Annotated in this window: 23 protein-coding genes; 13 read left to right on the top strand and 10 right to left on the bottom strand. The window is 47.0% G+C overall.

Translation table 11 applies throughout. From position 1 onward, the window contains the following. Positions 1-6: 6 nt before the first annotated feature. The 3 genes from BDI_RS11260 to BDI_RS11250 form a co-directional block, all read right to left on the bottom strand. Complete coding sequence (locus tag BDI_RS11260) at positions 7-561, bottom strand: helix-turn-helix domain-containing protein (protein ID WP_005854235.1); 555 nt, start codon at positions 559-561, stop codon at positions 7-9. A gap of 698 nt (positions 562-1,259) precedes the next feature. Further along, entirely contained in the window at positions 1,260-1,913 is a 654-nt protein-coding gene (locus tag BDI_RS11255) for a DUF1349 domain-containing protein (protein WP_005854236.1), read from the bottom strand. 153 nt (positions 1,914-2,066) lie between these two features. Continuing rightward, positions 2,067-2,255 (bottom strand): ferredoxin, encoded by a 189-nt coding sequence (locus BDI_RS11250; RefSeq protein WP_005854237.1) that lies wholly within the window; start codon positions 2,253-2,255, stop codon positions 2,067-2,069. A gap of 216 nt (positions 2,256-2,471) precedes the next feature. On the opposite strand from BDI_RS11250, the gene pruA reads away from it, so the two are divergent. Together pruA and BDI_RS11240 are read left to right on the top strand one after the other, a co-directional pair. Continuing rightward, a complete protein-coding gene (gene pruA, locus BDI_RS11245; protein WP_005854238.1) occupies positions 2,472-4,103 on the top strand; it encodes an L-glutamate gamma-semialdehyde dehydrogenase in 1,632 nt (543 codons plus the stop codon). A gap of 90 nt (positions 4,104-4,193) precedes the next feature. Next, entirely contained in the window at positions 4,194-5,381 is a 1,188-nt protein-coding gene (locus BDI_RS11240; RefSeq protein ID WP_008779995.1) for a proline dehydrogenase family protein, read from the top strand. A gap of 62 nt (positions 5,382-5,443) precedes the next feature. Here BDI_RS11240 and proC read toward each other — a convergent pair whose 3' ends face one another. Then, complete coding sequence (proC, locus tag BDI_RS11235; RefSeq protein WP_005854240.1) at positions 5,444-6,247, bottom strand: pyrroline-5-carboxylate reductase; 804 nt, start codon at positions 6,245-6,247, stop codon at positions 5,444-5,446. 154 nt (positions 6,248-6,401) lie between these two features. Here proC and BDI_RS11230 point away from each other — a divergent pair, with 154 nt between their 5' ends. Next, positions 6,402-7,619 carry an aminopeptidase C gene (locus tag BDI_RS11230; protein WP_005854242.1) on the top strand — a complete coding sequence of 406 codons (1,218 nt, stop codon included), beginning with the start codon at positions 6,402-6,404 and terminating at the stop codon, positions 7,617-7,619. 108 nt (positions 7,620-7,727) lie between these two features. Here BDI_RS11230 and BDI_RS11225 read toward each other — a convergent pair whose 3' ends face one another. From BDI_RS11225 to BDI_RS11215, 3 genes are all read right to left on the bottom strand, one after another. Beyond that, positions 7,728-8,336 carry a hypothetical protein gene (locus tag BDI_RS11225; RefSeq protein ID WP_005854244.1) on the bottom strand — a complete coding sequence of 203 codons (609 nt, stop codon included), beginning with the start codon at positions 8,334-8,336 and terminating at the stop codon, positions 7,728-7,730. A gap of 100 nt (positions 8,337-8,436) precedes the next feature. Continuing rightward, complete coding sequence (locus tag BDI_RS11220; RefSeq protein WP_005854246.1) at positions 8,437-10,296, bottom strand: mechanosensitive ion channel family protein; 1,860 nt, start codon at positions 10,294-10,296, stop codon at positions 8,437-8,439. Positions 10,297-10,311: 15 nt separating this feature from the next. Then, positions 10,312-12,546 (bottom strand): S9 family peptidase, encoded by a 2,235-nt coding sequence (locus tag BDI_RS11215; RefSeq protein WP_009018026.1) that lies wholly within the window; start codon positions 12,544-12,546, stop codon positions 10,312-10,314. Positions 12,547-12,675: 129 nt separating this feature from the next. On the opposite strand from BDI_RS11215, the gene BDI_RS11210 reads away from it, so the two are divergent. From BDI_RS11210 to BDI_RS11195, 5 genes are all read left to right on the top strand, one after another. Beyond that, complete coding sequence (locus tag BDI_RS11210; RefSeq protein ID WP_011966791.1) at positions 12,676-13,191, top strand: FKBP-type peptidyl-prolyl cis-trans isomerase; 516 nt, start codon at positions 12,676-12,678, stop codon at positions 13,189-13,191. Positions 13,192-13,413: 222 nt separating this feature from the next. After that, entirely contained in the window at positions 13,414-15,465 is a 2,052-nt protein-coding gene (locus tag BDI_RS11205) for an outer membrane beta-barrel family protein (RefSeq protein ID WP_011966790.1), read from the top strand. 256 nt (positions 15,466-15,721) lie between these two features. After that, positions 15,722-16,969, top strand: a complete 1,248-nt coding sequence (locus tag BDI_RS11200) for a site-specific integrase (RefSeq protein ID WP_011966789.1) — start codon at positions 15,722-15,724, stop codon at positions 16,967-16,969. Beyond that, positions 16,959-17,495, top strand: a complete 537-nt coding sequence (locus tag BDI_RS21215; RefSeq protein WP_080504973.1) for a hypothetical protein — start codon at positions 16,959-16,961, stop codon at positions 17,493-17,495. The genes BDI_RS11200 and BDI_RS21215 overlap by 11 nt, the downstream gene beginning before the upstream one ends. Then, on the top strand, positions 17,462-18,265 hold the full coding sequence (locus BDI_RS11195; RefSeq protein WP_011966787.1) for a KilA-N domain-containing protein: 804 nt from the start codon (positions 17,462-17,464) through the stop codon (positions 18,263-18,265). Before BDI_RS21215 ends, BDI_RS11195 begins: the two co-directional genes overlap by 34 nt. Before the next feature lie 110 nt (positions 18,266-18,375). Here the strand turns inward: BDI_RS11195 and BDI_RS20925 are convergent, their stop codons facing one another. Next, entirely contained in the window at positions 18,376-18,651 is a 276-nt protein-coding gene (locus BDI_RS20925; protein ID WP_227742492.1) for a hypothetical protein, read from the bottom strand. Positions 18,652-18,971: 320 nt separating this feature from the next. On the opposite strand from BDI_RS20925, the gene BDI_RS11185 reads away from it, so the two are divergent. Genes BDI_RS11185 through BDI_RS20915 form a run of 3 tightly spaced genes read left to right on the top strand, consistent with a single transcriptional unit; the run spans position 18,972 to position 20,147 of the window. Further along, positions 18,972-19,532: a sigma-70 family RNA polymerase sigma factor gene (locus BDI_RS11185; RefSeq protein ID WP_009275869.1), complete on the top strand. Its 561-nt coding sequence runs from the start codon at positions 18,972-18,974 to the stop codon at positions 19,530-19,532. Positions 19,533-19,570: 38 nt separating this feature from the next. Further along, positions 19,571-19,963, top strand: a complete 393-nt coding sequence (locus tag BDI_RS20920) for a hypothetical protein (protein ID WP_004320820.1) — start codon at positions 19,571-19,573, stop codon at positions 19,961-19,963. Between the two features lie 4 nt (positions 19,964-19,967). Then, positions 19,968-20,147 carry a hypothetical protein gene (locus tag BDI_RS20915; RefSeq protein WP_080504972.1) on the top strand — a complete coding sequence of 60 codons (180 nt, stop codon included), beginning with the start codon at positions 19,968-19,970 and terminating at the stop codon, positions 20,145-20,147. A gap of 338 nt (positions 20,148-20,485) precedes the next feature. On the opposite strand, the gene BDI_RS11170 is transcribed toward BDI_RS20915, so the two are convergent. Beyond that, positions 20,486-20,809 (bottom strand): helix-turn-helix domain-containing protein, encoded by a 324-nt coding sequence (locus BDI_RS11170; protein WP_007853013.1) that lies wholly within the window; start codon positions 20,807-20,809, stop codon positions 20,486-20,488. A gap of 78 nt (positions 20,810-20,887) precedes the next feature. Here BDI_RS11170 and BDI_RS20320 point away from each other — a divergent pair, with 78 nt between their 5' ends. After that, complete coding sequence (locus BDI_RS20320) at positions 20,888-21,142, top strand: hypothetical protein (RefSeq protein WP_172580095.1); 255 nt, start codon at positions 20,888-20,890, stop codon at positions 21,140-21,142. Here the strand turns inward: BDI_RS20320 and BDI_RS11160 are convergent. Further along, positions 21,134-21,445: a helix-turn-helix domain-containing protein gene (locus BDI_RS11160; RefSeq protein ID WP_008666975.1), complete on the bottom strand. Its 312-nt coding sequence runs from the start codon at positions 21,443-21,445 to the stop codon at positions 21,134-21,136. The genes BDI_RS20320 and BDI_RS11160 overlap by 9 nt on opposite strands. Before the next feature lie 477 nt (positions 21,446-21,922). Between BDI_RS11160 and BDI_RS11155 the strand changes: the two genes are divergently transcribed. Continuing rightward, complete coding sequence (locus tag BDI_RS11155) at positions 21,923-22,417, top strand: DUF3408 domain-containing protein (RefSeq protein WP_011966783.1); 495 nt, start codon at positions 21,923-21,925, stop codon at positions 22,415-22,417. The last annotated feature ends 298 nt before the right edge of the window (positions 22,418-22,715 follow it).

Raw genomic sequence — 22,715 nt, 5'->3', positions numbered from 1 at the left:
GATCGTTTATAAAATGACGGCCAAGAAACTGACCTTTTCCCCATCCAGCGCTTTCATACCGTGAGGAAGCTCTGAGTTAAAATAAATACTATCACCTTCTTCTAAGATAAGATCTTTATTGTTGATCTGTAGTAACAGACGTCCTTTTAATACCATATTGTATTCTTGCCCCGGATGGGAATTGAGATACATCGGCTCATCCTCTGGTTTGGGATGTACGGTTACCAAGAAGGGGTCCGCTTTACGTCCGACGAAACCGGCGGCCAATGATTGGTACTTATAGGCTTTCGTACGCTCTACGGCAACACCTTTTCCGTTACGAGTAATAAAGTACGTACTCATTTTAGGCTCGTCGCCAAACATCAACGTGGTTAATTCTACGCCATAAGCCTGTGAGATCTGGTGCAATACGCTAACGGAAATATCAACCGTGCCGCTTTCCAGCAGCAAATATTGCTCAGTCGTGAGGTTGCAGACCTTTGCCATTTCTTCCGGCGTAATCTCCAGTGCGTCCCGTAATCCGGCCAGACGCTCTGCGATTTGTTGTATCTGTTCGTTCATTTTGCTGAAGTTATTGTATTATGTCGCTCCAAAGATAGGAATAAAAAGCAAAAAGAAGGTGAAAGCCCTTGTTTTCTTTTCTAATTAACAGGTATGGATAGGATGGTTGAGGATTATAATGAATAGGCGCTTCATTTGCTTCCGGATGGAGAATGGTGATTTATATATATGGGCGATTATCATTTTGACATTTTGTAAACTCAAGTGCCGGAGAGTCGCATATTCCGGACGGAGGTACACCTTGTTGCTAAAAACGGGAAAAAATAACAGCAACTACTTGTTCCCTTGATTATTATCGAAAAAAGGGTGTTTATTCTAGCTGAAGGAATTCATCCTAGTTCATATTTATTAGAGCGCAAGCCTTGTTTTTATCCGGATCGGAGCGTATTTACATACGGTTATATCGCTTCATGAGACTAAATGTATCGCTTTACGTCTCCTATTGTATGGGATAACGCCGCTAGTCGCATCACTTTACGCCGGTATCCGTGTGAAAAAGCAAGGCTTTTTGAGTGGAAAATGGCCTTCAAACGTGCTTTTTACCATCTTCTAGTATCTGATTGAGCCCTTTTTAAAAAGAGATGTGTCAGAACTATTCCATTAATTTAAGCAAATAGATAGGATTACCTCATCAATATAATCTCCTTCACCTCATGATCCTTGATAAGGGCATACATGATATGTCCGGCAATTATAAGCTATTCGGCATTTTTCTTTAGCCATTCTAACCGGCGCTGATCCGGGAGGTGTTTTACCTTGAAATGCTCGAATGTCACATTAAATCCTTTCCCGTCGGGACAAGCGGCCATAAACCCGACTTGTACGGGGATATTGTCTTGTAGCCAAGCGTTACGCATAAGGGTGTATTCCTTATCATCGAATGAGTAGAAGATCTCCACGGCGTCCAATCTCCGGACAGCTTTTATCCATACATAAGGGATCGCTTTGTCTAAGGTGATAACGCTCCAGTCGGAGGTCTTATGCGTAACGACCGCGCTTAGGTTGTATTTACCATCCACGAACTCTATACCGGCTTTTATATAATTTTCATGATTGATGCGAAGCATCAGGCCGGCTTGGTCAAAACGCTGCTTGTAATCGCCGGTTATCTTGACTTTCACTTCGAATTCACCCCCATAAGTCGCATAATAAAAAGGAGCGTCATCTACCGTAAACCCGTAATGGGAAATCCTCCAATAGTCACTTTGGGGAGTGACCTGCATGGAAAGTGACTTGTCTTTAATCTCCCATTGCTCCGGCTCGTTGAACCATTGCATCTTATCTAATGATTGCGCCCCGCAAAATTGCAAAGAGGCGACAATAACAAAACTCAGTAATACTAATTTTCTCATTTTACTTCTTATTTCTTATTTTGATTCTTTCTATTCCCGTAAGAAGTTAATGTTATTAACCTTATCTCCGCAAAGGTAACGTGTTATTATAGATCGCGCAATGATTCTGTGATTTTATCTAGGAAGGAAAAGTAAGGGTTAATGTGTTTTCGTCTATTCGTATTTGATAACCTCGACCGGGCAGCTTTCGGCAGCCTCTTTAATACCCGCCTCGAAATCATCGAAATTAACTCCTTCGTTTACACGTGAACGATCTGTAACAGTGAATACTTCCGGGCAAATGCCCTCGCATGTACCGCAAGCGATGCAATCCTCTTCAATCCAAACTCTTTTAATTGCCATAATTTTATTCCTTTAAGATGATTAATATGTTAATGTAACAAACAACTTTCGCGGATTGTTTTCGGGAGAGGTCTTTTAGATCATTGTATAGACCGTGAAATGAGCTTATCTTTGGTTGATATATATTAACGTTTACACGCCACTGTTTTAAAATAAATTTGCTACGTTTACAGCAGAAAGTTTCATTGAATAACCATTTAAAAAATCTGAAGTATTATGGATAATGCTATTTTTAGATTTCCTAAACCCATTAATGAGCCGGTAAAAGCGTATGCTCCCGGATCAAGTGAAAAAGCATCCTTAAAGAAAGCGTTGGCGCAGATAAGTTCCGAGGAATGGGATATACCTCTGGTAATTGGCGGAAAAGAGATCCGTACGGGTAATACCGGTAAGGTCGTTATGCCTCATGATCATCATCATGTATTGGCTACTTATCATAAGGCGGGCGAGAAAGAAGTACAAATGGCTATCGACGCCGCCATGAAAGCGCATAAGGAATGGTCAGAACTTCCATGGGTGGAACGTGCGTCTATTATGCTTCGTGTAGCTGAGTTGTTGGCTACGAAATATCGTTATATCCTGAACGCTTCGGTTATGTTGGGACAGAGCAAGAATCCGTTCCAAGCGGAGATCGACGCTCCCTGCGAATTGATCGATTTCTTGCGTTTCAGTACCTTCTACGCTAGTCAAGTATATGCCGATCAACCCTATTCCGAGACGGGTATATTGAATCGTATGGAATACCGAGCCTTGGAAGGTTTCGTGTTCTCGCTCACGCCGTTTAATTTTACGTCGATCGCTTCCAACCTGAATATGGCTCCGGCTATGATGGGTAACGTGGCGGTATGGAAACCGTCTACTACGGCGATCCATTCGAACTATTTCTTGATGAAGGTTTTCCAAGAGGCCGGCTTGCCCGATGGCGTAGTGAATTTCATCCCGGGACAGGGTAGCGTGATCGGTAAGGTGATTACGGGTAGCCGTGATTTGGCGGGATTCCATTTTACGGGCTCTACCTCTACGTTCAATACCTTGTGGCGTCAGATCGGAGAGAACTTGGGGCATTATAAATCTTATCCGAAGATCGTAGGCGAGACAGGTGGCAAGAACTTTATCTTCGCTCATCCTTCCGCTCCGGCGTTGGATGTGGCTACCGCTATCGTACGCGGCGCGTTCGAGTATCAGGGGCAGAAGTGCTCGGCGGGTTCCCGGGCCTATATCCCGGCTTCTCTCTGGAAAGAGGTGAAAGATTACGTGGGCGATATGCTGAAAGAGATCAAGATGGGTGACGTGCAGGATTTCACGAACTTTGTCAATGCCGTGATCGATGAGGCTTCGTTCGATAACATCATGAGTTATATCGATTATGCGAAACAGTCTCCGGACGCAGAGGTTCTTTTTGGTGGTAACGGGGACAAATCTGTAGGTTATTTCGTGGAGCCAACGGTTATCCAGACCACGGACCCGATGTTCAAGAGCATGGTAGAGGAAATCTTCGGGCCGGTGATTACGATCTACGTATATGACGACGCTAAATATGAGGAGACTTTGGAACTTTGTGATCGTACTTCTCCGTACGGATTGACGGGTTCTATTTTCGCCCGTGATCGCTATGCGATCGATAAGGCATTCAATACCTTGCGCTATTCGGCCGGTAATTTCTATATCAATGATAAACCGACCGGCGCCGTGATCGCCCAGCAACCGTTCGGCGGTTCCCGTGCGTCCGGAACGAATGACAAGGCCGGTGGCCCGCTGAACTTGATTCGTTGGACGAATCCTCGTTGTATCAAGGAATGTTTGGTTCCTCCGACGAGCTACGGGTATCCGTTCTTAGGTGAGAAATAATTGTCATAATTAAGAAATACCAACTGATTGTGGGGGAGACGGGGCGTGCCCCGTCTCTACGCTATGACGTTACCTTTATCTACATACAATATGTTAGACTTTAACAATACCGAGATCGCTTTCTCGTCGAAGTCGCGGGGAGAACTACAAAATGCTTACTGGCTTTTTAATACGATAAAATATCCTTGGTTGGTAAAATGCGCTAAAGTAGCCACGAGTATAGCCTTGAAAATACATTTCCCGCTGGCTTGGGCGGTGAAGCCTACCTTATATAAACAGTTCGTTGGGGGAGAAACTTTACAAGACTGTTCCGCAGCCATCAACCACTTGATGAAATACAACGTGAAATCGACGCTCGATTATTCGGCGGAGAGCGAGCAGACCCCGGAGGGCATACAGGCGACTTTCGAGGAAACCTTGCGCTCGATAGATTTTGCGAAAGGAAATACGAATCTGGCCTATGCCGTATTCAAACCATCCACGATCACGACCGATGAGTTACTGGCCAAAGCTTCCGAGAAACGGGAAGAGCTTACGATAGACGATGTCCGGCATTTCCGCGAGTTCCGCGAGCGTTTTATGGCGCTTTGCCAACGGGCTTACGATAACGACGTACGTATTTTAGTGGATGCGGAGGATTATTGTTTCCAAGATGCCATTGATGCGTTGACCGATGAGGCGATGCGTAAGTTCAACAAGAAACGTGCGATCGTATTCGCTACCTTGCAAATGTATCGTCATGACCGGATGCCTTATCTGCGTCGTATCTACGATGATGCCGTGGCGAAAGGTTATATTGCGGGCGTGAAATTCGTGCGCGGGGCTTATATGGAAGCGGAGCGTGCCCGTGCGGCGGCGTTGGATTATCCCGATCCGATTTGTAAAGATAAGCAGGCCACGGACGAGAATTATGATGCGGCGGTCCGTTTCACCATGGATCATTTAGATCGTTTTGAGATGTTTATGGGAACTCATAATGAGGAGAGTAATTATAAGTTGGCGAAATTGATGGACGAGAAGGGGATCGCCCGCGATGACTCCCGTGTTTTCTTTGCGCAGCTATTGGGAATGAGCGATAATATTTCCTTCAATTTAGCCCATGCGGGATATAACGTAACCAAATACGTACCGTACGCCTCGGTAAGGGATGTACTGCCGTATTTGATCCGGCGTGCGGAAGAGAATACTTCTGTCGCGGGGCAGACCAGCCGGGAACTCCGGATGTTGGAGATGGAAATGACTAGGCGGAAAGAACATAAACCTGCCGAGGGCAGGTAAAGTAGTTTGTCAGCATATTTCGGGGCGTATTGGTGCTGGCAAACTACTTTGTCTGCCTATTTTTATTTACTGGCCTTCAGTCCCCGGATCACGGAAGAGGTAAAACCGGAAAGTTCCATCTCATTTAGACCCTTGATCGTGATTCCGCCCGGAGTTGTTACCTTATCGATTTCCATCTCCGGGTTACTTTTGTTCTCGAGCAATAAATCAACGGCGCCTTTCACGGTATGCACCACGATCTCTTGCGCTTGTTTCGGATAGAAACCCAATTCCACGCCGCCTTCTATCGCCGCGCGGATATAACGCAAGGCGAAAGCGATGCCGCTGGAAGCCAATGCTGTTCCTGCGCCCATCAACCGTTCTTCTACCAACATGGCGTTGCCAAGCTCGTTGAAGATATGGATGATTAGATCCGTTTGCTCCTTGGAGGCGTTGCGGGCGGAAACGAAAGTCATGCTGCTCATCACCTCGATAGCCGTGTTGGGCATGATCCGGAAGATCGTGGGAGTAGCCAGACAATCGAAGTCTGTATTCTTGGTCAAATAAGTATTCAACAGGTCGAAAGTCACGCCAGCCGCTACGGATACGATGATTTGTTTCTCGAAGTCGAGCACCGACTTAATCTCATCTATAATCATTTCTACACGCCAAGGTTTAACGGCGATGATGATGATATCAGCGTTTCGTGCCGCTTCCACGTTATCATGGGTCAAGATAAAGTCCGGATCGATCTTTCTCATCTTCTCCAAGGTCTCGTCCGATTGGGCGGTACAAGTGATATCAGAGGCTTTGAACATGGTTCCTTTCGCTAAACCTCGGGCGATCGCTCCACCGATATTACCCGAACCGATAATAGATATTCTCATTTTGCAGATAATTAGTTATATATTATGTTTTCTGAAGAGGCAAACTTAGATAAAATATCTCAAATACGTACGACTTTGTAGAGTTAGCTACGGATAAAAAACTTACATTTGCGGTCGATACGGACTTAATACTAATATAAATATATAAAATTACATGAAAAAGACAATTCTAGTTTCAAGCATGCTATTCGCTCTGACTATGTCCGCTACGATCCAAGCGCAAGACACGGAGAAGAAGGTGAGTGAGGAGGGATTCGTGTTCACGACCGTGAAAGAGAACCCCATTACATCTGTTAAGAACCAAAATCGTGCGGGTACGTGCTGGTGCTACTCCTCGTACTCTTTCTTGGAGTCGGAGTTGCTTCGTATGGGAAAGGGCGAGTATGACTTATCCGAGATGTTTACGGTATATAACACCTATCTGGATCGTGCCGACGCTGCTGTGCGTACGCATGGGGATGTTTCGTTCTCGCAAGGTGGATCTTTCTATGATGCGCTTTATGGAATGGAAACATTCGGCTTGGTTCCGGAAGAGGAGATGCGCCCGGGCATGATGTATGCCGATACGTTGAGTAACCATACCGAGCTTTCCGCCTTGACGGACGCTATGGTGGCCGCTATCGCCAAGGGAAAGTTACGCAAATTGCAGTCTGATGAGAATAACGCCATGTTATGGAAGAAGGCGGTCGCTGCGGTACATCAGATCTACTTGGGGGTTCCTCCTGAGAAATTCACGTATAAAGGGAAGGAATATACACCGAAATCTTTCTTCGAGTCTACAGGTTTGAAGGCTTCGGATTATGTCTCATTGACTTCTTATACGCATCATCCGTTCTATACCCAGTTCCCGCTAGAGATTCAGGATAACTGGCGTCACGGTATGTCGTATAACTTGCCGCTGGATGAGTTTATGGAGGTCTTTGATAATGCGATTAATACGGGTTATACGATCGCTTGGGGTTCCGATGTGAGCGAATCTGGTTTTACTCGTGACGGAGTGGCCGTTATGCCTGATGATGAGAAGGTACAGGAGTTGAGCGGTTCCGATATGGCTCATTGGTTGAAATTGAAACCGGAGGAAAAGAAGCTGAACACAAAACCGCAACCTCAGAAATGGTGTACCCAAGCAGAGCGTCAGTTGGCTTACGATAATTACGAGACGACAGACGACCATGGTATGCAGATCTACGGTATCGCCAAGGATCAAGAGGGGAACGAGTATTATATGGTAAAGAACTCTTGGGGAACCAACAGCAAGTATAACGGTATTTGGTATGCTTCCAAGGCGTTTGTCCGTTATAAGACCATGAATATCGTGGTTCATAAAGATGCCTTGCCTAAAGCGATCAAAGCCAAGTTAGGTATCAAATAACCGATCTGCCAAGGAGGGTTCAAATAAAAACTAAACCCCGATAGCTTCCGGCGATCCGGTAAGTCTATCGGGGTGATCTATATATACAAAGATGTGCTGCCTATAAATTTATTGGACAAGTCTTAGCGTGTAGTTAAGATCTGCCGCCGCTTTTTGCAACGCGTCGTTCATCAAGGTCAAGTTATCCCCTTCTACTAGGAAATAGATGACGGGTTCGCCATCACTGGGAATCAACTCGTAGATTACTGCGCTAGCGTCATCGGGAGTTCCGTGCTTTACTTTTTGTTTACCGGTTGTAATGGCTTTCTGAGGAGCTTTCTTCGCCGCTCCGGTACTTGAGGCTACTGCTTCCGGTACGGTATAAAGAGCATCCAACTCGAATACGCCTTCCTCGTCTGCGTTATCTTGTTGATAATACAAGGTTAAGTCATAATCTACGTTCACGCTATCCGGAGAAGTCAGGGTTCCCTTATACTTTTTTTGGATAACCGGTCCCTTTTTAGGATCAGCCTTCAAGGAATCCCTCATATTCACGGGCTTTGCCGGTTGGGTCGCCTTAACAGAATGGATCAGTGGCAAAGACGGAGCGTCCGGAGCCGCCGACATTATGGCGAATTCTTCTTCCTCTACTTCTACGGGTACATCCTTTTGGGCTTGCTTCCCGCTACATGCGGCCAAAAATGCCATAGCCGCTACTGCGATAAAATACTTTTTCATTACCATTATTTATTTTATTAGTGACGTTTGGACATATAACATAAAATCCCCCACGATTTGTTTCGTGAGGGATCATTTTTAACTATTTACCGTGAAATATTTATTTCTTGGAAGGCTCTACCCAGTCATCCGGATAGGGAGCGGTCGGGATCGTGGAAGCGCTTCCGTCTCGTCCGGCGAAATAGTGCGGTGACATGATCTCTACGCCAGCCTCATTGAATACGTCCTGTATGTTTTGATGCAGGTCGGAATAGATATCTCCGAGTTTATCGGCGTCCTTTATATAAGCGTTGATTTGATAACAGGGATAGTAATCGCTTAGTTCGGTCTCCAATACGAAAGGCTTCGGCTCTGGCAATACCCCGGTGGTCTGGCGGGCGGCATTAATCAATAATTGATGAACTTGCCGCCAAGGTACGTCGTAGCCGATCGTAACCGTGCTGTGGATGATTAATCCGTATTGCCGTGCGGATACGCTATAATTTGTTGTATGGGAGGACATGATAAAGGAGTTCGGGATGGTCACTACCTCATTCTTAGGGGTACGTAAACGGGTTACAAACGGAGTCTTCTCGATCACGTTGCCAGTCGTCTCGTTTAGTTGGATACGGTCACCCAATTTAAAGGGCCTCATATAAGTAATGACCAGCCCTGCGATGATATTTCCGATCACCGTACTGGAACCCAACGATATGATCAAACCGACAAATACGGATATGCCTTGAAATACCCCCGAGTCCGATCCCGGCAGATAAGGATAGATCATGGCGATCATAAAGGCGTATAGCAGGAAACGGATGATATTAAACGTCGGTTGCGCCCAATCCGGGTAAAAACCTGATATTTTCAGGTTCTCGCTCTCTATCTCGTTGGCTATGTATTGGATTCCTTTTACGATGTATTTGATGCAGTAATAGATCACCAAGATGATAAACAAGTTCGGAATATAGGAGGCTACCGATTTAAAGATCATCTTTACCGGCTCCAACAAATAGGAGAATATCTTCAAGGCTAGATCTTCTGTTTGCGGGAAGATAGCGAAAAGGATCGGTACACTGATGGTTAATTGGATTAGTAACACGATCCATCGTATTACGTTGGTGAAAAACATCAATACACGTCCTTGGCGATGTGTGTTGAGAAATTCATAATCCCGGATGGTAATAGATCTGAGTCGGTTCTGCTTTAACCAGATAATTTTCCTGCGTAGCTTCTTAAACAGATAGTTGGTCAGCTTAAACAGGAAATATTGGATGATAATTACGAGGATGAACAATAATACCCGTTTCGCTATCTGCAAGATACTATGTTGCTCCCTTAACTCTTGTATCTTGTTTTGGATAATCGGTTGATATTGTTCAGCGAGGGCTATACGACTGAGATTTTGCCATAGGGCATCTTGATCGGTGATACTTAGGATAACCTTGTCTCCGTACATGATATCCGTTACGTATTCGCTGTCATAGATATAGATGGAATCCTTCTTCAAGGAATGCGAGGTCCCGATCTTTACCATGATATTGAGGATGTCCTCAGCCCGGTCAACCGGGGTGCGGCCTCCGCGCTTGGCGTAAAGGTGAAATAAGGTATCCCCCTCCACGACTACAGGTACGCCGGGAGTCAGTGCCCGAAGGGAATCGATACGGTTTCGTTGCTCGGACCTTTTTAGGGAGTCGGCGGTAGCGTTGCTGTTTTTCGTGCTTTCCAGCTCGTCTTTCAGTAAGATCTCGTTTAGTTTCATCTCTTGCAACTGGAGGGCTAGCTCCTGCATCTTGATGGAATCCTTCCGGTGCTGCTCATCGAGCGAAAGCGTATCGGTTGGGGTAACTGGTTCCTCCGGATCATTGCCTAATGTCGTAGACAATAGTTCTTCGGCCTTTTCCCTTAATTGGGCGTTGGACACCGTTGGCAGGAAACTGATTCCTGCCAAGATCACTAATCGCAATAAAAATTGTTTCATCGAATCGTGGATTAACTATTTACCACCGGCCGGAAGATGTTCCAGCCAGTATTTAGCCATTGTCTTACGTAGGTGAAGAGTTGTTCCTTCCCTTTCGTTGATGCTATGGCTACGCATCGGGTAACTGATTTGCGTAAACATCTTTCCGTTCTTGATCAACTTGTTCACCAGCATCTCGCAATTTTGGTAATGCACGTTATCATCTCCCGTACCATGAATAAGCAGCAGATTACCTTCCAGTCCCTCGGCATAGGTAATCGGGGAACCTTTGTGGTAGCCTTCCGGATTGTTCTGCGGAGTATTCATGTAACGTTCTTGGTAGATCGTGTCGTATAAACGTTGGTCGGCTACAAAAGCGATCGCTATACCAGTATGGAATATTTTCGGATAACGGAACATGCAGTTTAAGGTCTGGCTACCACCACCGCTCCATCCGGTAATACCGATCCTGTTGGCATCGATAAACGGATATTGACGGGTCATATCCAGAATACCCCTGCTCTGGTCTTCGGAAGCGAAAGTACCCACTTCCCCGTAAATACATTTCCGCCATTCACGTCCACGGGGAGTATTCGCACCCCGGTTCTCGATACTTACCACGATATAACCTTGGTTCGCCATATATTGTTGCCATAAATCTCCGTTACCCCATACATCTTGTACGGTGGCGCTCGCCGGCTCGCCGTATACCTCTATGATAACCGGGTATTTCTTGGATGCGTCGAAATCGACAGGTTTTATCATCCATGCGTCCAAGGTTAGATTGCCGGACTTGACCTTGATAAATTCTTTCGGGTTTAATCCTAAGGCGGCGTATTGGTCCTTGGCTTGGGCATTATCCTCAAGCATGCGTACGGATTGATGTTTCGGGAAAGAAACCATGTCGATAACGGATGGGGTAGAGGCGTTACTATACGTATGTATGGCCCATTTGCCGGTGGGTGACATATTGTAGCGGTGCTGTCCGGATTGTTCCATGGGGCTTACACGCTCCACTTCCCCATTGCCGAATGCTTTAGCCCGGTACAAGTAACGTTGGGTGAAATTGTCCGGGGAGGCGATGAAATAGACCCAGCCCTTTTGTAGATCGGTCCCGACCGGCGAGATATAATCAAAATCACCTTTGGTGATGGGTTGTATCTCTTTTCCGTCCCGGCTTATCCGGTATAAGTGTCGCCAGCCACTACGCTCGCTTTCCCATGTGAAATAGCGGTTGTCCTTTAACCATTGTATGTTATCATTCGTGTCCAGCCATGCGGCATCCGTATCAGTGAAGATATTATTCAGCGAGTTATCGGATATCTTGGCGATCCATACCTTATTTGTATTCTGCGGGCGGTTTAGTTGCTGTATGAACAACTCGTCGCTTTCGGGGATGAATTCCATACGGGGCAGGTAGTTGTTCCGGGGATCTCCGGGTATGGCGATCCAAGTGGTGTTCCCGCCGGTAGAGGAAACGTAGCCTACTTTTACGGCTGAATTGGTGGTTCCTGCCTTGGGGTATGGGAAATGGATTACCTTTGCGTAGATGGAGTCTACATTATTAATAATGTCGAACACTCCCGTTCCTTTCGTATCGCTTTGCCAATAGGCGATATGCTTTCCGTCCGGGCTCCAGCGGAAACCATCCCGGCAACTGAACTCCTCCTCATATACCCAATCGAAAGTTCCGTTGACAATCGTATCGCTTCCGTCTTTTGTTAGCTGCGTGATTTTCCCGGAGTCTATATCTTCTACATATATATTATTGTTGGAAACATAGGCCACACGTGTGCCATCCGGAGAGAATTTAGCGAACATCATGGAGGATTCCGGCATTCCTTTTCCCAATTGACGTAAAGCGCCGTCCTTTAGGTTTAATACCCAATAGTCACCCCGGGTATCATAACGCCATACCCGTTGGGTATTGTTATAAATCAAGACTTTCTCATTATCCGCACTCCAAGAGATACTACGTGCGGGAATAGGCTTTCCTGTAGATTTGTCTGTCAATAGGGATGAGGGGATAATGACTTCACGGGAGTTATCTTTTGCTTGATAGGCGACGATATCCGTGCCTCCGGTTTGCTTATTATTTTCCAAGCGGCTATAACGTTCACCGTCTTTTAGCCAAGTCATGCTTCCGATGCCTTTTGTTTGTATGACGTTACCGGCAACGATATCCTCAAGATTCAACGCTTTTTGTGCCATGCTTATACCTCCCGACAGAAGGCTGATCGTGGCGATCGCTATTAATTTATTTAGTTTCATGTTGTATTAGTTGGTTACTACTATATTTATGCAAAGAACGGAAAGTTAGTTGATATAACAAAATGGATTTGTATATTCGCGCCTCGGAAATCAAGAATAATTATAATTTAATTTTATATAGAAATCGGAATGAAAGCACTTTCAATGTATGTATGGTCACTTTTAGTGATCATGATGATGGGACTTACTTCTTGTGGGGATGATGATGAGCTTCAATTCTCGGAAGAACAATTGGCTTATATCAACAAAAACAAGGAATACATCTGGGAAAAGAAAACAGAGAAAGATGAGATGGGTGAATTAAGATATAAGCAAGTTGTTCTAGGGGGTGATACCGCCTTATACCGGATCATTCGGAAAGAAAATGAGTGGACAACAACACCCACGATGACTTCCGTGGTCTATTTGCTAGGTCTGGAAGGGAAGTTTATAGATGGACAGGTCTTTCAAAAGAAACTGGATAGATCAAGTTTTTCTATGAACGGCATTATCCCGGGCTTAAGCGGTGTCTTATTGAATATCCATCTGGATGAGACCGTGGAGGCGATTATCCCGGCTTCGCTAGGTTATGGATATGGAGATTATAGCGGTATCCCCGGAGGTTCTACTTTAATCTTTACTTTTACCTTGGATAAGGTCGAATGAATATTATCAGACTAAAGGCACATTTGGTTTGATCTGACTTTTATCTTTATAAGATTTGGCACGGTTACTTAATTCCGCCAACGGGTTAATAGTATAAGTAGGTGTGGTGTAATTGCTTTATTTTGAATATGTATACGATTTGTTCGTAAATATTCGATAGTTTCGTTGCTTATCTCCTTTTTTCTTTTTAATTTGGCGGATTATAAACATAATCTTGATATTATGAAGACTGCCATTGTTCCTTTCTTGTTGCTTCTGAATGTTCTTGTCGCTGTAAATGCACAGACTAAGGATTCTGTTATCTTGGTGAAAGATAGTATTACGGTAAAATTGCCGGATGTCTACGTTACTTCCGAGCGTCCTTTGGTTACGGTTACGGACGATGCCTTATCTTTCGACGTGCCTAACTTGATCATGGCCAAACCGGTGAATACTGCATTTGATATTTTAGGAGAGATTCCCGGATTGGTGAAAGAAGGGGACAACGTTAGTATCATCGGCGTCCCTGCTACGAACATTATTATTAACGGACGTAGAAGCTCAATGTCATTGTCCCAGATTGTAGAGCTTCTGAAATCTACCTCGGCCAGCAAAGTAAAGAGTATAGAGCTTTTGTATAGCTCTCCTCCAAAATATGGCGTAAAAGGAGGTAGTATAAATATCATTATGGAGAAGAAAGTGAATGAGGATTTAAGTGCCGATATCTCTTTGACCGGAAAGCAAGCTTTCTACTTCTCGCCAACCGGATTAGTGAATTTATCCTACTCCAAAAAGAAATATAGTCTGGATCTATCTTATTCCGCTAATTATAACCATTCCCGTTCAACCGAGGATATGAACGCCTATCCTATCGTGAAGGATCGCCCTTATGAGATCCTGCAAGAAAATACGGCGGTAGGTCGTTCTATGAACCATACGATTGGGGCGAGTGCCAATTGGTTTATGGATAAGGGGCGTGAGGTGGATATTTCTTATTATGCCAAGATAACGGATTCTAATTCCAAACGATATTCGAACACTCTATTTGTGGGTATTGAGAATGCGGAAAGTAATAATAAGTTATCGGGCCCGAAGAATCTTCAAAATGTACGATTGAATTATGCACATTCCAAGAACTTGAGCGCAGGGGTGGATTATACCTATTATAAGGATCGCAGGGATCAATATATGATCTCGGATTATCCCGATACGAAACAAGAGGTGGAGGCTACCTCCCGGCAAAATATCCATTTGGCGAATGTATTCGTCAACTACGAACGGGTATTTGGAAAAGGATGGAAAATTAACGCGGGCACGAATGTGCAGTTATCCTTTACGGATAATAGCTCCTTTACCTACCAAGATAAACAGGAGGATCTGTCAGCTACGTTTGCCCAAAAAGAAAAAGAGTATACGGCGGGATTGTATGCCGGTTTCTCTAAGCGTTTTGGCAAGAAACTGGTGTTGAGCGCTTCTCTTTCGGCGGAGTATAATAAGGCGGTGATTGATTCGGCGGGCCGGAAGTGGACCTTATGGTCTGGGGTAAATCTCTATCCACAATTGAACTTGAGTTATACGATCGATCCATCGAATATGCTTCAAGTCAATTTTTCCAGCGATAAGAAGTATCCGGCGTATTGGGCCATGAGCTCGAATGTTTCTTATTTGAATGTGTATAGTCAGGTACGGGGAAATCCTTATTTGGAACCGGAACGTATTTATATGGCTAGGGCTAATTATATCTTGAAAAAGAAATATGTTTTTGGACTATTTGCCAATCATCATGTGAATTATATTCGCCAATTGTATTATCAAGATACGAAAGCGTTGAGAGCCTATTACCAATCGGTTAATTTCGATAAGCATAATACTTTCGGGGCGATGGCAGTTATCCCGTTTCGGATCGGTGGGGTGGTTAGCTCACGGTTCGTGGCATCGGGCTTCTTAATTCAAGATGAGGGAGTGTTTATCGATATTTCGTTTGATCGGAAAAAGTTATTCGGGCAGTTGATGTTGTTCAATACGTTTACTTTATCAAAGAAGAAGAACTTATCGCTGGAAGTGAATGCTCGCTATAGTGCGCCTTCGATACAAGGTATCTATGATGTGGATGGTAATTATAATGTATCGGCAGGGCTTGTCTGGAATCCGATACCGAAAAAGTTAAGTGTAATGCTGCGAGGTGAGGATTTGTTAAAGGGCTTACGTGCGAAAACGCATATTGATTATCCCAGCCAGAAGAGTGATATGACGATCTATTCGGATACTCGTTCAGTATCGCTCACTTTAAAGTAAACGCAGCAAGAAAAAGCAAGGTTGATGATAATACAGCAAAAATGCAGTCTATTAAGCAGTTAGGTGTTTAACTCATAATACTGCATAAGCTGAAAAAGGAGGTCCGATAAAAACTGCGAAAGACTTCAGTTCCCATATCGTTACTGATATAACGGGAATAAGAAACGGCACAACGGGTTCTATTTCAGCAATTTGCACAGTTTTTCATACCTGAGGACAACTCGCTTGATATTAACTTTGTAACGATCAAAAAAGTATGAAAACGAGTATGAGCAGATCGACTTTCAAAATCCTCTTCTACGTGAAGAAGGGCAGCGAGAGAGCCAACGGCTATCTCCCCCTGATGTGCCGTCTTACGGTGGACGGTGAAATCAAGCAGTTCAGTTGTAAACTGGACGTACCTCCGAAACTTTGGGACGTGAAAACGGCACGTGCCACGGGCAAGAGCGCCGAGGCGCAGAAAATCAATGCGGCGGTTGACCGGATACGCGTGGACGTGAACCGCCGTTACCAGGAACTGATGCAGTCCGACGGCTATGTCACCGCCGCCAGGCTGAGGGACGCCTGCCTCGGGTTGGGCGTGAAACGCGAGACGCTGTTGAAACTCTTCGAGCAGCACAACGGGGAGTTCATCAAGAAAGTGGGACACAGCCGCGTGCAGGGAACATACAACCGCTACCGTACCATATACAGGCACCTTTGCGAGTTCGTCCCGAAAGTATACCGCCGTGACGACATTCCCCTAAAGGAACTCAACCTGACGTTCATCAACAACTTCGAGTATTTCCTGCGTACGGAGAAGAAATGCCGCACCAATACCGTATGGGGTTACATGATCGGGCTCAAGCACGTCATCTCCATCGCCCGCAACAGCGGTGCGCTTCCCTTCAACCCCTTCGCCGGGTACATCAACTCCCCCGAGAGCGTTGACCGGGGCTACCTGACAGAGCGTGAGATACAGACGCTGATGGAGGCCCCGGTGAAAAGCGGGACCTGCGAACTGGTACGCGACCTCTTCATCTTCTCTGTGTTCACCGGACTGGCATACGCGGACGTGAAGGCGCTGACGACCGACCGGCTCCAGACCTTCTTCGACGGCAACCTCTGGATCATCACCCGCCGGCGCAAGACAAACACCGAGTCCAACATCCGCCTGCTGGACGTTCCCAAGCGCATCATAGAGAAGTACAAGGGGCTGTCCAAGGACGATCATGTATTTCCGGTACCGAGCAACGGCAGATGCAACACCATATTGAAGGAACTTGGCAGGCAGTGCGGTTTCAAGATAAGGTTGACCTATCATGTTGCCCGACATACGAACGCCACCACCGTGCTGCTCTCGCACGGTGTGCCCATCGAGACCGTAAGCCGTCTTTTGGGGCATACGGATTTGAAAACCACCCAGATATATGCCCGGATAACCAACCAGAAGATCAGCAGCGACATGGAAATCCTGTCCCATAAGCTGGAAAAGATGGAGAAGGAAATATGCGATGCCATATGAGGAAATGGTATTTATGAAACGGACGATTTTCCCCTTCCTCATCAAAGTTCGTCCGTCCCTGCGGAACTCCGCGTTTTCCCTTCGGTTTCCGGCAGAAAATTTCCGCATGGTGAAATTTTCTACCGGAAAAACGCTCCGAAAGCGCAGGGACGGACGTAAAAGGGATTCAGAAGGCGAAAACTGCGACCGACGTAGTGCATGTGCGACAAGGAAAAGAACTGTCCGGGAGCCCCTTTTCATGCCGTACCCCGGCATGAGACCGCTTTCCTCTCCGGCTGTGGTGAAGGCTCTCCTGCTCCCTCTGCATTGCATATGCGGGTTGTTCCGCCTGTATCCACGTCAGCCGGTATTGCCTGCCCTTTCCTTGGTAGAAACGGCTTGTCGCAACAGGCGGCGTGACACAAACTTTTCCGGATATGGAGGAACATTCCGAAAAATACACCGTACATTTGTACATCGAACCAATAATAACCGAATAACCGTTAAAAGAACATGGCTAAAATTAAAGTCCAGAATACAGAAGTGACAGTCATCACGTACAATGACAAGGATTATATCTCCCTGACCGACATGGTCCGCAATATGGAAAACGGTCCCGCCCTTATTGAAAAGTGGTTGCGTAACAAGAATACCGTCGAGTTTCTGGGCATATGGGAGGAGATGTACAATCCGGATTTTAATTCCCCCGAATTCGAGGGAATTAAAAACGAGGCCGGATTGAACCGTTTCATCCTTTCCGTCAAACAATGGGTGGAAAAGACCAACTCCAAAGGTATCATCGCCAAGGCCGGACGCTATGGAGGGACTTACGCACACAAGGATATCGCGTTCGAGTTCGCCACGTGGGTATCCCCTCAATTCAAGCTGTACCTGCTGAAAGAGTTCCAGCGGTTGAAAGAGGAGGAGCAGGCCCAGCTCGGCTGGAGTGCGAAACGGGAACTGTCAAAGATCAACTACCGCATACATACCGATGCCATCAGGCAGAACCTGATACCGGTGGAAGTCACCCCCGCACAGGCCGGCATCATCTATGCGGAAGAGGCGGACGTGCTCAACGTAGCCATGTTCGGGATGACCGCCAGGATGTGGCGTGAGCAAAATCCCGGTCTGAAGGGCAATATCCGTGACTATGCCTCCATCAATGAACTGATCTGCCTCTCCAATATGGAAAACCTGAACGCCGTATTCATAGACCAGGGCATACCGCAGGGCGAACGGCTCGTGAGACTGAACCGGATAGCCATCCAGCAAATGCGTGTGCTGGAAGATGATGGCGGACGAAAACTGCTTGAATGAGAATTCCGGCAGGCAACGCATCGGCATGTCCGTAAACGGGGCAAGGAGGTGAAATGCCGCCTGATCCACATTCATGCATGGGATATGGGATACTGAAGCTACGGAACGGCTTACGGCCTGATATCAAGTGTCATAACCGTTCCGTGGCGGGGTATTGTCCGGAACACATTCCCGAATGAGGTCTTCCATGATTTTAAAGGACTCCGTATTTCGAAAGGAACAACGTACACATACAATTTCTCCGGAACGGTCAACCTTCCTGTCACTTCCCTGTAATCCTCCCCAAAATCAACACTGCCGTATAAACTGCATGAAAGCCCGGACACGCTTCCTGTTTCCAATCCCATTTCCGCTCCTTCTGCAATATCACGTATTGCCGTTCTCATTCCATATCCTTGAATATTTCTCCAAGCATGCCGAAGACAGAAAAGCTGCATGGTATTTTAGATTCTCACCGGACAGGCAATAGACAGAAGGAATCCGTCATCCTCATTTCTTGCGGCAAAAATAGTTGTTTTTCAGGCCGGTCCCGCAAGGCGGCCCTGCGGGCTGGTTGCTCGTGAAAAAATCTTCCTCACGCTTCGCGTGAGCGTATTTTTTCACGGCAAGCCTTGCCGGAGACCGCCGAAAAACAAACTGGAGGAAGCACAAGAAATAAGAATGCCTACCCGTGTAGGCCATGTATAACTCCAAAAAATATAAGGCTATGGCAGACAAGAGCGCAGAAAAGGAAAGACTGTTCAACGAGTGGTTCACAAAATCCTATGACAGGTTGAGAGGAACGTTACGCCGGTACGGAATGCTGGACGAGGACAATTTCCATGACACCTACCTTTTCGTAAGAAGGCAGGTGCTGGTTCCCGGAAAGGACATAACGGACTATGACGCGTATTTCATCGGATGCTACAAAAAGGCGGCCCTGGTAAAGATTAAAAGGGAGAACCGGTATGCACACCCTGAAGATGATTTCTTCCTCCGATGTGGCGAGGAGGCAAAATTCCTTTCCGAGGACGACCTGAACGGGTGCGAGCGGCTGGTGAGAGACATACTGCGTTTCGTAAGGCAGAAGTTCTCCTACGAGGAATACCGGATGTTCATGCTCAGGTTCTATGAAGCGCAGTTCTCGTTCAAGGCGCTGGCGGAATGCATGGGTATCTCGGCATCGGCCATATCGCAGAAAGTATGCAGGATAGTGGACGCAGTACGTACCCACAGCGGTTTCGCATGGAGAAGTCAGATGCTGGCGGTGGAAAGCTTCATGTATTGAAAAACGAAAACAGTTTAACCGATAAAAGAAGGATAATTATGGCACTGATAGTATACAACAGGGAAAATTCCCGTCCGCAGGAAGTCACATACAAGGGTAAGCGGACCATCAACCTTGACAGCAGGGGGACTGTCTATCTGTCAAAGACGATGTCAATCGAATTGGGAATCCTCGGCGGCGGACGGGTGAACTTCGCCCACGACGACGAGACGGGTGACTGGTATATCTGCCGGGCCGACGACAGCGAGGGGTTCATCGTCTGGAAGGACAAAAGATGCGCAAGGTTCTCGGCGGGGTTTATCGTGCAGAGGCTCATGCGGCAGGCGAAGGTGGAGAGGAAGAGCGTGCAGTTCATGATGGCGAGGATGCCGGTAGAGATTGGCGGAGTGGCCTATTACAAGATACTGCTCTCGAATCCGATACTCAGATAGAGACATGGACCGGAGGAGTCCGGCTGTATATGACATGACGGAGACAGGCGCATCCGACGGGACAAAAGCCCGGAGGATGTGCCTGTTTTTATGTGCCGTCATGTTTACACACGGACATGCGGTTGTCACCGGCCGGCATAAGGTCACTCCGAAAAGACCGGGAAACGGCATTGCCGGAGGATAATGATACCGGTACGGAATGTGCCGCCATTACGGGAATGGATCGTCCCACCGGTACACGAACGACCCGCCCCAATTTCAGAATAACATAATGACATAATAAAATAAGGGTCTTTTTTTATAATGGAATCCCCGTATCTTATTGCCATACCGGAAAAATGTTTCCATGTCCCGCCATGTTATGCCAATGTTGTCATCGGATCATAATTCATAAAGAGAAATACTCTGTGTATAAATACTTTATGAGCAAATTAAAGTCGTTCATCCGATGGAAAGAAAACGAAGGGGCGACCGGTATGACAACCGACCGCCCCTTCATTCACGATCCCGTACGGAACATTTCTAAAGTTCCTCCGGCCTGGTTCTCGCCTCCCTGTAGCAACTGTCAAGCAACTTTTCGATGTCGGACGAACGGTACAGTATCTTGCCGCCCAGCCGGGTGAAGGCAAGCAGGCCGCTGTCACGGTACTGTTGCAGGCTGCGGCGGCTCACTTTCAGCTTTTCAGCCAGTTCGCGGTCCGTATAGAAGTTCTCGCCCGCCATCGCCGGTGACCTGCCGGCAAAGAGACGCTCCATGGAAACGGAGAGACGTTCGACGGTGGAGAAGAACTCTCTTATATGCTCGCTGCTCTCACGGGTGAGCAGACGGTTATCGGTATTCATCATAAATCTCATCTGTTTGTTGGTTTGACATTTACTTTTTCAGTTTCTCATATATCGGCCCCACCCCATGACATGGAGGGTATGGGGGCATCCCTCCGACATGAACCGGCACTCTTTCGTACCGATACGGATATGGCATCCCTCCCCGTCTATCCTGTAGAGCGAGAAGCTTCCCCGCCCGTACTCCGCGTCACGGCTGTAGGCCAGCAGGCGGTAGTCCCCGCTGGAATCCCTGAAGATGTAGAAATCGGGACTGCCGTCCAGACTTTCCCAGCCGCCTGCCAGACTGCCGGGAGAAAGTATCATCCTTTCGTTTCCCATGGCTTTTCAAATTGATTTTCCCATGCTTTCAGCCCGCTTGCGGCGCTCCTCCACTATCCGGATGATGCTTTCCACGTCCCCGGGCTTGTAATAAGTCTTATGGCAGATCTGTGTATATGCCAGCGTGCCGTTGTCACGCAGGGTCTGCAGGGTTCTCGGGCTGACCTTCAGCAGCAGGCACACCTCCTGGTTGTCCAGCCATTTCTTCTCTTCCATGTCACCGTACAGCCGGCAAAGGGTGTCCAGCCGGTCCGCAAACGTCCGGAAGGCCGAGAGCATCGCCTCGAAGGTCCTTGCTTCAATGTTCACTATTTCCATAATTAATGTAATTTCAGGTTTGACATCTGTTTCATTCTCTTTTCGGATCCGGATTCCGTGCCGCAATTTAGTGAATTCCGGCGGAACATCCTGAATTTCAAGACAGGATGACTACCTTTGACACCATATGCGTACTTGTTTCATCCGCAAAGTAAATGATTGTTCCCGGATATGGTTCCGGCCCTTCATCAGATGTCATTATATGTCATCAGATGTCATGGAAGTCTGATTTTAACATTCATTTGCTTTTAGTAAACAGACGTTCAGATCCGTTCCCGAAGAGTGGAAAATTTCCGGTGCGTATATTTGTGAAGTCATCACCGTCAGACTGATCCAACAATATGAATAACGCGGCAAACCCCGCCAATCGGACCCGTCCGTTTCACACCGTCTGTTATTATCGTTTTATTTGCTTCCGACAACCGGGCAAACGGGTAGACCGTGCCCACAGTATCAACCATCTAAAATCCATGTACAATGAAAAGTGAACCGACTGAAAAACCGAGAAGAAAGAAAACGGCGGTATCCGAAACCGCAGACAGAAAGAACGGCCGTAGTCCCGAGCCCGGCCACGACGAGTGGTGGGAAAGACTCATGATGGAACCCGGTCTGGGGGAATCCACCGGTATGGATGCGGAACCGGTGATTCCATCCGGGACTGATGCGGAGGAGGTGTCCGGGGAGGCGGGAAGAAAGGACACCCCGCCGGAACCGGAAGACCCCGTGAGAAGAAGGACGAGCGGCAGGCAGCGCAGGGCCTCGCTGGAGGAGTACCGGGAAACGTACCTCACCGTCCCGAAGATCAGGAACCGCAAGACGGTGTTCGTCAGTGAGGATGTGAGGGACGAACTGGACGCTGTCGTCCGCAGGCTCGGCGGGCGTGGCATGAGCGTTTCCGGACTGCTGGAGAACCTTGCCAGGGAGCATCTTGCCGCCTACCGTGGGGACATCGAGCAGTGGAGAAAAATCTGACAGCCTGTTACCGGGCGTGGAGTATACCCGATGTATGCACCGTTCCCTGTATACCCGCTTCAATGTGGAAAATGCGGGGGGATTTTTCTGTGGGGGGAGCATCCTAAGTTCATGTGCAAGAAAAAACGAAGAAAAAATGCAAACAGGTGCAAAAAATAGGCATAAAACAGTCCGGACTCCCCTAAAAAGGGAGTTTACAGGTCCATTTGGAACATCACGGAATGGAATTTTTCCGCTCGTCGGGACGGGTGGTCCCGCCCCTTGCCGCTCAGGCGTTCCCCGACCGATGATCTTTTAT

Source organism: Parabacteroides distasonis ATCC 8503, assembly GCF_000012845.1.
Classification (GTDB): domain Bacteria; phylum Bacteroidota; class Bacteroidia; order Bacteroidales; family Tannerellaceae; genus Parabacteroides; species Parabacteroides distasonis.
This window is presented reverse-complemented; position numbering and strand designations above follow the sequence as displayed.

What these genes read in the sequence shown, in the direction of transcription:
- BDI_RS11255 (WP_005854236.1), bottom strand. Translation starts at nt 1,913, where the DNA reads ATGAGAAAATTAGTATTACTGAGTTTTGTTATTGTCGCCTCTTTGCAA.
- BDI_RS20915 (WP_080504972.1), top strand. Translation starts at nt 19,968, where the DNA reads ATGGACCGGAGGAGTCCGGCTGTATATGACATGACGGAGACAGGCGCA.
- BDI_RS11210 (WP_011966791.1), top strand. Translation starts at nt 12,676, where the DNA reads ATGAAAGCACTTTCAATGTATGTATGGTCACTTTTAGTGATCATGATG.
- BDI_RS20925 (WP_227742492.1), bottom strand. Translation starts at nt 18,651, where the DNA reads ATGAGAACGGCAATACGTGATATTGCAGAAGGAGCGGAAATGGGATTG.
- BDI_RS11225 (WP_005854244.1), bottom strand. Translation starts at nt 8,336, where the DNA reads ATGAAAAAGTATTTTATCGCAGTAGCGGCTATGGCATTTTTGGCCGCA.
- BDI_RS11200 (WP_011966789.1), top strand. Translation starts at nt 15,722, where the DNA reads ATGAAAACGAGTATGAGCAGATCGACTTTCAAAATCCTCTTCTACGTG.
- proC (WP_005854240.1), bottom strand. Translation starts at nt 6,247, where the DNA reads ATGAGAATATCTATTATCGGTTCGGGTAATATCGGTGGAGCGATCGCC.
- BDI_RS20320 (WP_172580095.1), top strand. Translation starts at nt 20,888, where the DNA reads ATGGGGGCATCCCTCCGACATGAACCGGCACTCTTTCGTACCGATACG.
- BDI_RS20920 (WP_004320820.1), top strand. Translation starts at nt 19,571, where the DNA reads ATGGCACTGATAGTATACAACAGGGAAAATTCCCGTCCGCAGGAAGTC.
- BDI_RS11205 (WP_011966790.1), top strand. Translation starts at nt 13,414, where the DNA reads ATGAAGACTGCCATTGTTCCTTTCTTGTTGCTTCTGAATGTTCTTGTC.
- BDI_RS11260 (WP_005854235.1), bottom strand. Translation starts at nt 561, where the DNA reads ATGAACGAACAGATACAACAAATCGCAGAGCGTCTGGCCGGATTACGG.
- BDI_RS11220 (WP_005854246.1), bottom strand. Translation starts at nt 10,296, where the DNA reads ATGAAACAATTTTTATTGCGATTAGTGATCTTGGCAGGAATCAGTTTC.
- BDI_RS11240 (WP_008779995.1), top strand. Translation starts at nt 4,194, where the DNA reads ATGTTAGACTTTAACAATACCGAGATCGCTTTCTCGTCGAAGTCGCGG.
- BDI_RS11195 (WP_011966787.1), top strand. Translation starts at nt 17,462, where the DNA reads ATGGCTAAAATTAAAGTCCAGAATACAGAAGTGACAGTCATCACGTAC.
- BDI_RS11250 (WP_005854237.1), bottom strand. Translation starts at nt 2,255, where the DNA reads ATGGCAATTAAAAGAGTTTGGATTGAAGAGGATTGCATCGCTTGCGGT.
- pruA (WP_005854238.1), top strand. Translation starts at nt 2,472, where the DNA reads ATGGATAATGCTATTTTTAGATTTCCTAAACCCATTAATGAGCCGGTA.
- BDI_RS11170 (WP_007853013.1), bottom strand. Translation starts at nt 20,809, where the DNA reads ATGATGAATACCGATAACCGTCTGCTCACCCGTGAGAGCAGCGAGCAT.
- BDI_RS21215 (WP_080504973.1), top strand. Translation starts at nt 16,959, where the DNA reads ATGCCATATGAGGAAATGGTATTTATGAAACGGACGATTTTCCCCTTC.
- BDI_RS11185 (WP_009275869.1), top strand. Translation starts at nt 18,972, where the DNA reads ATGGCAGACAAGAGCGCAGAAAAGGAAAGACTGTTCAACGAGTGGTTC.
- BDI_RS11230 (WP_005854242.1), top strand. Translation starts at nt 6,402, where the DNA reads ATGAAAAAGACAATTCTAGTTTCAAGCATGCTATTCGCTCTGACTATG.
- BDI_RS11160 (WP_008666975.1), bottom strand. Translation starts at nt 21,445, where the DNA reads ATGGAAATAGTGAACATTGAAGCAAGGACCTTCGAGGCGATGCTCTCG.
- BDI_RS11215 (WP_009018026.1), bottom strand. Translation starts at nt 12,546, where the DNA reads ATGAAACTAAATAAATTAATAGCGATCGCCACGATCAGCCTTCTGTCG.
- BDI_RS11155 (WP_011966783.1), top strand. Translation starts at nt 21,923, where the DNA reads ATGAAAAGTGAACCGACTGAAAAACCGAGAAGAAAGAAAACGGCGGTA.